The 9,548-nt window shown below is 41.8% G+C and carries 6 protein-coding genes, 1 pseudogene and 1 riboswitch; of the genes and pseudogenes, 3 read left to right on the top strand and 4 right to left on the bottom strand.

Annotation, left to right across the window (positions count from 1 at the left end):
• The 4 genes from CAN34_RS11305 to argH form a co-directional block, all read right to left on the bottom strand.
• The coding region (locus CAN34_RS11305) for an ESPR domain-containing protein (RefSeq protein WP_217320626.1) at positions 1-2,272 on the bottom strand (2,272 nt) is incomplete at its 3' end.
• 381 nt (positions 2,273-2,653) lie between these two features.
• Complete coding sequence (gene thiC / locus CAN34_RS11300) at positions 2,654-4,531, bottom strand: phosphomethylpyrimidine synthase ThiC (protein ID WP_089555740.1); 1,878 nt, start codon at positions 4,529-4,531, stop codon at positions 2,654-2,656.
• Between the two features lie 241 nt (positions 4,532-4,772).
• A riboswitch (TPP riboswitch) is annotated at positions 4,773-4,889 on the bottom strand.
• 100 nt (positions 4,890-4,989) lie between these two features.
• Positions 4,990-5,280 (bottom strand): oxidative damage protection protein, encoded by a 291-nt coding sequence (locus CAN34_RS11295; protein WP_079690586.1) that lies wholly within the window; start codon positions 5,278-5,280, stop codon positions 4,990-4,992.
• Between the two features lie 185 nt (positions 5,281-5,465).
• On the bottom strand, positions 5,466-6,839 hold the full coding sequence (gene argH, locus CAN34_RS11290; protein WP_079690587.1) for an argininosuccinate lyase: 1,374 nt from the start codon (positions 6,837-6,839) through the stop codon (positions 5,466-5,468).
• A 239-nt stretch (positions 6,840-7,078) separates the two neighbouring features.
• Between argH and CAN34_RS11285 the strand changes: the two genes are divergently transcribed.
• The 3 genes and pseudogenes from CAN34_RS11285 to CAN34_RS14670 all read left to right on the top strand — a co-directional run.
• Positions 7,079-8,104 (top strand): sensor histidine kinase, encoded by a 1,026-nt coding sequence (locus CAN34_RS11285; RefSeq protein ID WP_254423177.1) that lies wholly within the window; start codon positions 7,079-7,081, stop codon positions 8,102-8,104.
• Between the two features lie 338 nt (positions 8,105-8,442).
• Positions 8,443-9,180, top strand: a complete 738-nt coding sequence (locus CAN34_RS11280) for a LytTR family DNA-binding domain-containing protein (RefSeq protein WP_079690589.1) — start codon at positions 8,443-8,445, stop codon at positions 9,178-9,180.
• 199 nt (positions 9,181-9,379) lie between these two features.
• Positions 9,380-9,548: pseudogene (locus CAN34_RS14670) on the top strand (hydroxymethylbilane synthase); the annotation flags it as partial.

The following is a 9,548-nucleotide window of genomic DNA, read 5'->3' as shown; positions in this document are numbered from 1 at the left end:
GATGAGTGAGTGCAGTTGAAGGCGGTTGAGGTGAAGGTGTGGGCGGATGAGTTGGTGTAGGATCATTCGTTTTAGGGTCAGTCGGTTGAGGATTAGTCTGTGTAGTATCATTCGGTTGTGGATCAGGCGGTTTAGGATCGGTCGGTTTTGGATCAGTCGGTTTTGGATCAGTTGGTTTTGGATCAGTTGGCTTAGGATCGGTTGGCTTTTGAGCAACCATTTTTAAACTAACAGCACTAGGGTCGTTATATTCTGCTTCGAAGTCGACTAATAGACTATTGTCACTTACTGCTTTAAACTCACCTTTTCGAGTATTACCCTTCACAACATCTTTAATATTAGTGTCTGTTTTTACTTTCGCTATATTTTCAGCGTAAACGTATAGATCGCCTTCACTAATATCGATATTCCCGTTAACAACAAGCTTTCCATACTCATTGTTATCGATGATACCGTTGCTATTATTATCATATACGCCAATGGTCAGTGTTTCATCTTTTGCCATTGAGTAATCACCGTTAATTTTAAGTGTACCTTCTGCCACACCTAAATCTCCAGTCCACTTCTTACTACTCATAGAAAACTCGAGATTACCTGAGCCTGTCTTTACAAAACCGCCACCGTCCTTAAAAGAAATCTTGCCAACGTTTCCTGTAATGACTGCATTTGGATTGATGACCACATCAGTTGCAATATACTCATCAGGCTTATCAGCACTAAACACAAAAGCTTCAGTATCAAAAACGACGCCCTTATTACCTAGCTGAATAATATTGTCCTTAGTGAAATTTGCAAACAAGTTTGGTTGATCTGCTTTGATTTCAACAGTTGTACCATCTAGATAAATATTAGACTGCTTTGATGCTATATTTCGTTCTATACCTTTGACAGATAAATAGCTATCTATTCCGCTAGCCTTGAGTATACCGGAGCCAGTATTACCAATCACAAGGTTACCTGTTCTAAATGAGGCATCATTAATATTTAATGACCCTTTAGCTTCTTGAGCGTTTTCACCAAAACCTCCGACATAAGTAGTGTCGCTGATACTGACTTTACCAATACTGTCAGGCTCATTGTCTATATTCAGCGTACCACTACCTTGCTGTCCTACAATCAAGTTTGTACTGTACAAACGTGAGCCATTTAATTTAACTTGTCCTACCGCGCCTACGCTTTTGCCGATAATAACGTCATTAGAAATAGTAATTATTTCACTATCTGTTTCTAAATTTACATTCGCAACGCTACCTACACCATTAGCGATAATGATATTCTTATCAGACCACAAACGTGAATCCGCGCTCAAAGTCGCGTTGGCGACCGTACCATTGCCATTAGCGAGAATAAAATCATCTTTAGAAGATACTGAGCCATTATCTAAATTAAGGCTCCCTGAGCTACCAGTTTGATTGGCGACGATAAAATCACTAATGGAGCTAACACTACCAGAAGTGGAGATTTTTAGAGCACCTTCACCTGCATCACCTATTATGACTTTGCCTGCAGAAATAAATGAATTAGGTCCACTCCTGCTTGGTGTTGACACTTCAACTAGGTTATTTTTGCTACCTAATTTACTACCTACGATAAGGGCTTCTTCGATATTCACTACGCCTATATTTTTAACAGTAAAACTTCCAGTACCTTCATTTCCAACATATAGGTTTTGTCTAAAAATTACATCAGCTCCGTTGCCATCAATCACTACCTTACCATCACCCGTACTCTTATTCCCTATATAAGCGTCTTTGTAAATGAGAAGGGTATCAGTACCTCCTGGTTTTGCATTCTGGTCATCATTTTTTAATGTGAACAAACCTTTACCAGCATCGCCAACGGTCAACGTATTATCAAGATAAAGCTGAGATTTATCTTTAATTAAAACCTCACCATTAGAGCCTTCGTTTTGGCCAATAGTAAGTGTAAATGTGTCTAAAACCCCATCCTCAACTAAGGTTAATTTACCGTTGCCATCTTTACCTACAATCGTTGGAAATTTAGCTTCTATTTCAGTACCTTTACCACTAACAATAACATCCTCTGAAACAACATAAGGATTATCATCAATTACGTGAACTTTGCCGTCGTTATAGGTAACCGCAATTGCGGTCCCCGATAAACTAAGCATGGCTACAGCTAGTGGGGCTAATATAAGCTTAGTAGCTACTTGAGATTTTCCTGAGGATTTGCCACGGGATTTCGCAAGCTCAGACACGCATTGATAAACACCTAAAGAATGATTAAAGACGACACGGTAAACATGATTCATACAGAGACCTTAAGGGTAGTTGTTTGTTATGTAACACTTTATTACTTATATAACAGTATCTTACCCTAAAATATTTTCCTGTCTACGTTTCTTTACACAATTGTTCATATTCCAAAAAGAGCCTTTATCCTTCAAAACTTTCCTTTGACAAATATGATTTAGCCGCTATATCAGAAGCTTGGATAACTAGTTAAATATTCACTTGTTTAATGTTATGATCAGCAACCAATAGATTGAATTTTTGCTTTATAAAGACGGTGTAGCCTTGCATTAAAAACATAAAAACCCCTGTTAAATAAGTATTTTTTACTTAAATAACAGAGGTTTTCTTTGTGCAAAATGAATGCAACAATAACTAATATTAAGGCTGCCTATAAAATTCTATACCTCTTTACTTTTTAGCCCTTTGGCGTACGCCCGTACATTTTGAGTGATTTTCATTGAGCAAAACTTCGGCCCACACATAGAGCAAAAGTGCGCTGATTTATGGGCGTCTTTAGGTAAGGTTTCATCATGGAATTCGCGCGCGGTATCAGGGTCAAGTGCTAGATTAAACTGATCGTCCCAGCGGAATTCAAAACGCGCTTTGGATAACGCATTATCACGAGCTTGTGCACCGGGATGACCTTTGGCAAGATCAGCAGCGTGAGCGGCGATTTTATAAGTGATGATACCATCTTTGACATCCTTTTTATTCGGCAGACCTAAATGCTCTTTTGGGGTGACATAACATAGCATCGCCGTGCCAAACCAGCCAATCATTGCTGCGCCAATGGCACTGGTGATATGGTCGTAACCGGGTGCAATATCGGTAGTTAATGGTCCTAAGGTATAAAAAGGCGCATCGGCACACGTCTCAAGTTGCAAGTCCATATTCTCTTTAATACGGTTCATCGCCACATGCCCAGGGCCTTCAATCATGACTTGCACATCATGCTTCCATGCTACCTTTGTTAACTCGCCAAGGGTACGTAATTCTCCAAATTGTGCCTTATCATTAGCATCTTGCAAGCAGCCGGGACGTAAACCGTCGCCTAAACTAAACGCTACATCATACTGTTTCATAATCTCGCAGATATCTTCAAAATGGGTATATAAAAAGCTCTCTTTATTATGAAACATGCACCACTGCGCCATAATAGAGCCGCCACGCGAGACGATGCCAGTCAACCGATTGGCGGTCAACGGCACATAACGAAGCAGTACACCGGCGTGAATCGTGAAATAATCTACGCCTTGTTCGGCTTGCTCTATTAAGGTATCACGAAAAATTTCCCACGTTAAATCTTCGGCAATGCCATCGACTTTTTCAAGTGCTTGATAAATAGGAACTGTGCCGATTGGTACTGGCGAGTTACGAATCAACCATTCACGGGTTTCATGAATATGGTTACCAGTAGATAAGTCCATGATGTTATCTGCACCCCAACGCGTCGCCCACGTCATTTTAGAAACTTCCTCATCAATAGAAGAGCCCAGCGCAGAGTTACCGATATTGGCGTTAATTTTTACTAAGAAGTTGCGCCCAATAATCATCGGCTCAGATTCAGGGTGGTTGATGTTATTTGGGATAATGGCTCGACCAGCGGCAACTTCACTGCGTACAAATTCAGGGGTAATAATAATTGGTGTGTTAGCGCCAAAATTCTCCCCATCGTGTTGGCGCATATCCGTCAGCTCATGCTGTTTTTGGGTTTCGCGGATGGCGATATATTCCATCTCAGGGGTAATAATACCGCGACGCGCGTAATGCAATTGAGTAACGTTGCCTACTTTCCCATCAACAGCTTTAGCACGGCGCGGCTTGTCAATATGAGCAAAGCGTAGGTTTGCAGTGCTGATATCACGGGCGCGCGCCAGACCGTATAAGCTTGATAAACCAGCGAGCTGTTCGGTATCGCCGCGCTCATTTATCCAACCTTCACGTAATTTTGGCAGACCTTTTGTCAAGTCGATGCTGGCATTGGGGTCGGTATAAACGCCTGAAGTATCATAGACATAAAACGGTGGATTTTGTTCCCATTCGCTCTCAGGAACGCCTTGAATCGGTGTGGGATCAAGGGTGATCTCGCGCATCGGTACTTGAATATCAGGGCGCGAGCCTTCGATATAAACTTTGCAAGAGGCAGGTAAAATACGGTGTAAATCACGCGCGTCTTCTTCAAAGCGAGCATCGCTTACGTTGCGATGAGCGGGAGTCTTTAGCGCATCTGTTTTAGCAGTTTTTTTGGCGGGGGTAGTCGCTTGTAAAATAGTCATATGCTGTCCTAGCGTGTTGGTTTTTGAATAAAATCAACACCGCCAGTAGCTGCGGGGTAAGTCTATGTCATACGGACAAATATAATCGTAAGACAAACGCACTATCCGAACGAAATCTAGTGAGTCATCTCTAAAGGATTGATGGGCGCAGCTTATTATTGATAGTCAGGTAGCACTATAAAAACTTGCTAGATATTGACCATAATAACAAGGCATTTCTGCGCGCCCTTTGTACTTGTATAACATAAGCTTAAGACTTCCCTGCGTCGGTACTAACCGCATCAGGTTCGGCGGGTGATATCTCAGCGAATGTATAAAGGCTTTTAAGCCATAATACACCGCACCCCGAGTCTGTCAGTGTTGTAAATCACCTTCATACTAGCAAACTTCGCTGACAAGTCCTAGTCATTTACCTGTTTGTTATGGCTTCAACTATTTTAACAATCACGGTCTTAATATTAGCTTTCTGGCGTCCAACCCTGCGCGCGCTCATAGTCTTCATTATCCAAAAATTTATCACGCTGTTCGATTAAGAATTTTTTGGCTTCCGGATCGAGCATGCTTAAGTGATTTTCGTTAATCAGCATCGTTTGCTGCTCAAGCCATTCTTTCCAAGCCTTCTCAGATACAGTTTCTTGTAGCTCTTGACCTTTTTTATTAGGGAAGGGCGGATGTGGCATTTTTGGTAATTGTTGCTGATATTTACGGCAAAATACGGTATTGGCTTGAGGATTAAAAGTCTCAGTCATAGTAAGTTCCTTATTATTGATATTAAATTATCGAGTCGAATATTTGCATCCATCTATGATAACGGTCTTGGCGGATTTAGCAAAGGGTATCTGATGTATCATTTGGGGATGGTATTACAAATAAAAATACCCGCAATGATGGCGGGTGTTTTTAATTGTACGATTTTACTTTTATTCAGTAAATACTAAGCAAACACTTCTAAACGCGTGCGCGCGCGGCTGACCGCTTGTTTCACTTGATTGGGTGCAGTGCCGCCCAAATGGTCACGCGCTGCTAATGAACCTTCTAAGGTTAGATAATCGAAGACATCATCGCCAATCGCATCGCTAAACTGCTGCAATTGCGCCAAGGACAAATCACTCAAATCCACGCCTTCTTTAATACCCAAAGCGACTGCATTGCCAACGACTTCATGCGCATCACGGAACGCAACACCATTGCGTACTAAGTAATCGGCCAAATCAGTCGCTGTGGCATAACCTTTCATGGTGGCAGCGCGCATATTTTCTTTATTTGGCGTGATATTCGGTAGCATATCGGCAAAGGCTAATAGCGAGCCCGTCAAGGTATCAACGCAATCAAAAAGCGGCTCTTTGTCCTCTTGGTTGTCTTTATTATAGGCAAGCGGCTGACTTTTCATTAGGCTAAGTAGCGTCATCAATTGACCAAAGACACGCGCCGCTTTACCACGAACCAACTCTGGTACGTCAGGATTTTTCTTTTGCGGCATGATAGATGAGCCGGTACAAAAGCGATCAGGGATTTGCACAAAGTTAAATTGCGCTGACATCCACAGAATAATTTCTTCACTCATACGTGACATATGCATCATCAAAATAGAGGCAGCCGAGGTAAATTCAATGGCAAAATCACGATCCGAGACTGCATCAAGTGAATTCTGGCAAATGCCTTCGAACCCTAATAACTCAGCGGTAATCGTACGGTCGATTGGAAAAGTGGTGCCAGCAAGGGCGGCGCTACCAAGAGGCATCTGATTGATACGGCGGCGCGCATCGACAAGACGTTCGGTATCACGGTATAACATCTCAAACCATGCCATAACATGATGACCAAAGCTCACTGGCTGTGCGGTTTGCAGATGAGTGAATCCTGGCATAATGGTATCGGTATGTTGCTCAGCCAAATCAAGTAAGCCACTTTGCAAGCGCACCAATAAAGCAATGATATTATCGGTTTCTTCGCGTAACCAAAGGCGAATATCAGTGGCGACCTGATCATTACGGCTACGTCCAGTATGCAGCTTTTTGCCAACTGCGCCGACAATATCGGTCAAGCGTGATTCGACGTTCATGTGTACGTCTTCAAGGGCAATCGACCAGTTAAACTCACCTGCTTCGATTTCACGCAGCACTTGCTGTAAACCATCGATAATGGTCGCAACGTCATCAGCTTCTAAGATGCCACATTCTTTAAGCATGGTCGCATGAGCAATCGAGCCTTGAATATCGTGACGCGCAAAACGTTGGTCGAAGCCAACGGATGCGGTAAAGGCGGCGACAAAACTGTCTGTCGCTTCACTAAAGCGTCCGCCCCACATCTGTTGCCCCTGACTGCTTGCAGGGCTTTGCAGTGCAGCAGTATTTGTTAGAGAAGCTTCTGTGCTAGAATCAGAAACAGATGAGTTTTTATTTGAATCAGGATTACTAATATTTGAAGAGTTTGCGTTCATATCGGTACAAGACAAGTCAAGAGAATAAGAACTCAAGTATAGCAAATGATGAGGTTGCCTTACTAGCGGAGCGCTTAGAGTTTTTTATACCCAAGTTCATGGAACTCATGAAACCTTGGCAATGGCTGCTGGCAATCTTTTTTTGGTCGTTGTTTGTGGCGATCGTTGATCGCTACAGTGTGGCTAATGAAACGCAATTTATCATAAAGTTTACGGCTAGGTTTTTTCAAATCAGCTTAACGCTGATACCTTCCTTTTATTTAATTGACTATCTGCGCCCTGTTTTTAAACGCCTGCGCATACCGACTGTCAGTATGTATGTTGTGCTAATCCTAACAACAAGCACATTAGTAACCCTCACGTTAGTCCTGCTACTTCTGATGAACTCTGGTTTGTTTGAGTACAGTCTTCAGGCGTTTAGTTCAGCGCTTGTATTTAATATGATCATTACAGCGGGATTCACTATCGCAGCGTTATTGTTCTTTTTACGTCGCCATCGTGAGTTGAATGCGCTCAAGCAATCCTTTGAGCAAAAATTGAGGGCACAAAACGATGTACTTAAAGCCCGTCTCGCGCCGCATTTCTTTTTTAATACTATTAATACTTTAATGTCACTCATTGAATCCAATCCATCTCGCGCCGCTGATTTATTACAGCACGTTTCAGCATTATTTCGTGCCAGTTTTAATGGGGCGCGTGAGATTAGTTTTGAAGAAGAAGTTGCCCTTTGTGAGCATTACTTGGCCATCGAGTCTATTCGATTGGGAGATAAGCTGGTGATAATTTGGCAGCTACCCGATGAGGATGTGATGTATGACATGGTAATCACCGCCTTGACCTTACAAAGCGTGATTGAAAAAATGCTACTCAATGTGGTTGAGATGACCACGGAAACTATTTATATCGATATTAAAGTTAGGTGGGTGCAGCATCGTGTTGTGATTACCATCCATGTACAGCTTCCCAAAAAGACCTTAATGATTAACCATCATTTACGTCAGCATATGGATTTTTATATTCAAGCGGAGCGCTTACGTGCATACTTTGGGCAAAGTAGCGATATCCAAAGCACGGTGACGACGAAACAAATTATCACTATTATTGATTATCCGCTGCAAGATGTCAGTTTATAATCTTTACTTTTTTGATGGTGCATTACTCTCCCATTAACAGTGGCATATTTATTGCAATATCTATCACAATGTGACCATGATAATGGCTTAGTATTAACGAATGTGCTCTGCTAATCTTTAAAGTTGAGTGATTAAATTTTAAAAAGTATCGCCAGACTTTTATATTATGGCACATATAGGAACACTAAGGCCATATTAACGGCTTGCAAGCTCTAGCCGTTAGGTTTATAACTTAGATCAGGCGCTATTTTATGCTAAATGATAGGCGGTAAGTGCTAATATGTTATTGATGCTCTTAAAATATTTTCTAAGTATGCCCTTAAAAACAAGGAGTTTGCATGCGGATTGTAGTTTGTGATGATGAGCCATTAGCCCGTGAGCGTTTGGTCAGGATTGTCCAAGAGTCAGGTCATGAGGTCGTTGCTCAAGCAAAAACGGGTATAGCAGCCATTATCGCCGTAAAAACTCAGCAGCCAGACATCATATTGCTAGATATTCGTATGCCCGAGATGGATGGTGTAGAGTGTGCCCAAGAGCTTGCGAAGCTTGCACATCCACCAGCAATCATCTTTGTGACGGCTTATGATCATTATGCGATTGCTGCTTTAAAAGCCAATGCCATAGGTTATCTACTAAAACCTGCCAATAAAGATGAGCTACTAGAAGCGCTACAAAAAGCCACCAACTTAAATGCCGCGCAGTTAAATGAGATTCGTAAGCTTGAGAATCCAACAGCACGGCCGGTACGCGAACATATTGCGGCACGTACCCATCGCGGTGTTGAGCTGATTAAACTCAAAGATATTTACTATTTTACTGCCGACCAAAAATATGTCAAAGTACGTCATAAGGATGGTATCGTTCTCATTGATGACACCTTAAAAGAGCTTGAGCAGGAGTTTGAAGAGAAACTGTTTCGTGTGCATCGAAACGCTATCATCAACATCAAGTATTTGGACTTTTTAGAAACTTTAGATGCCGGACAGTATCAATTGCATTTCAAAGGAATTGATGAGACATTAGCGGTCAGCCGTCGCCATCTACCCGCACTACGTGAAAAAATCCAAAACATATAAGTTTCAAGGCTCTTCTTTTTCGAAGCTCTTATCTCTCGAAATAATCGCGCCATATCATCAAACCCTTATTTATGCTTAAATAGGGGTATTTTTTTGCGTTATTATTTTCTATAAACCGTTTTTAGTACCCATTTTGTGTGACAAATTAGCATTATTGTTGAGCACTGACATTCTAGTATCGAACTTATTGAGGCCTTTTATGAGCACCATGAAGCAACCTGCTTTGACTACCTTAAATATCGCCACGCGCCAAAGTCCATTGGCATTTTGGCAAGCTGAGCATATTAGTGAACGTCTACTCGAATTATTTCCTGAGATGCCGATAAATTTACTAAAAATTTGCACTAAAAGTGAGACAAATTTGGATA

It is taken from the genome of Psychrobacter sp. DAB_AL32B, from assembly GCF_002224105.1.
Lineage (GTDB): Bacteria > Pseudomonadota > Gammaproteobacteria > Pseudomonadales > Moraxellaceae > Psychrobacter.
This window is presented reverse-complemented; position numbering and strand designations above follow the sequence as displayed.